At 68.1% G+C, this 1,150-nt stretch carries 1 protein-coding gene; it reads right to left on the bottom strand.

Annotation, left to right across the window (positions count from 1 at the left end; translation table 11 throughout):
* Nucleotides 1-17: 17 nt before the first annotated feature.
* Nucleotides 18-941: an IS110 family RNA-guided transposase gene (locus FPV26_RS12555; RefSeq protein ID WP_147654211.1), complete on the bottom strand. Its 924-nt coding sequence runs from the start codon at nucleotides 939-941 to the stop codon at nucleotides 18-20.
* Nucleotides 942-1,150: the final 209 nt, after the last annotated feature.

Raw genomic sequence — 1,150 nt, 5'->3', positions numbered from 1 at the left:
CTGAGCAACTGTCTTGATCAGGCCATGGCGGGAGCCCCTGCCATGGCGTCCCGCATGCGTGCATTGAGGATGACCAGCATCTTCCGCATGACGGCGACGATGGCGACCTTTCCAGCCTTTCCGCGCTCCCGAAGCGCGCGGTAGAAGTCGCGCAGGCGTGGCTCGTGCCGCATGGCGGTCAAGGCCGCCATGTAGAGGGTCTGACGGACCTGGGCGCGGCCACCCCAGACCACGCGCTGTCCCCGCCATTGGCCGCTGTCGCGGGCCAGAGGGGCCACCCCTACCAGCTTGGCGATGGCCTTCCCGTTGAGTCGGCCCAGCTCCGGCAGCGCGCAGGCCAAGGTGGCCTGCAAGACCGGACCGACGCCCTTGAGCGTCCGCAGCGGTGCCAGGGAAGGTTGCTCGTCCAGTTGCCGCGCAATGCCTTCCTCCAGCGTCCGGATCTCCGCCCGGAGCCGCTTCAGATGCTGCTCCGCCAGGCGCCGCAGCGCCGGGTCGGTGAGCCGCTCCAAGCGCTGGCGTTCGCTGCCCAGCATGCCGACCAGTTGATGTCGCCGCTGCTGCCATTCCGCCAAGCGCTTCTGCCAAGCCGCGGGTGGCCAGTAGGGCGTGAGCGGTACCGCCGCCGCCATCCGGGCCAGACCCTGCGCGTCCAGTCGGTCGGTCTTGGCCAGTTGACCTGTGGCTTTGGCGAAGTCGCGGGCCTGGCGGGGGTTCACCCGGGCGACCGGCACGCCGGCCGCGTGCAATGCCTCCAGTGCGGCCACCTCGTAGCCCCCCGTGGCCTCCAGCACGACGACCTGGGGCGAGAGTGTCCGTAACCAGTCCACCAGGCGTCGGAAGCCGGACGGGGCGTTGCCGAACCGGCGGCTCATCGCATCACCCAGGACCGCCACGTCCAGCGTGGCCTTGCTGACATCGATACCAACGAATGCACTCATTCCGGGTCTCCGCTAGGCTTGGAACGTCGAGAGTCCTCCCCGGAAGCCCGGCCTTATCGATCCGAGTGCTACCTCGAGCAACTGTTCGGGCGTGATGGGGAGAATCCGACGTGGGGACCATGCTCAGTCACGGTCGCAAGACCCAGGCGCAATCGGTCGCCCACGTCGGCTCTCGACGCCTACCCTCTCAGAAACTCAAGAGATAAGGC

The organism is Vulcaniibacterium gelatinicum, from assembly GCF_008033445.1.
Lineage (GTDB): Bacteria > Pseudomonadota > Gammaproteobacteria > Xanthomonadales > Xanthomonadaceae > Vulcaniibacterium_B > Vulcaniibacterium_B gelatinicum.
This window is presented reverse-complemented; position numbering and strand designations above follow the sequence as displayed.

Excerpts from the sequence above, each read along its gene's own strand:
- FPV26_RS12555 (WP_147654211.1), bottom strand. The coding sequence starts at position 941 with ATGAGTGCATTCGTTGGTATCGATGTCAGCAAGGCCACGCTGGACGTG.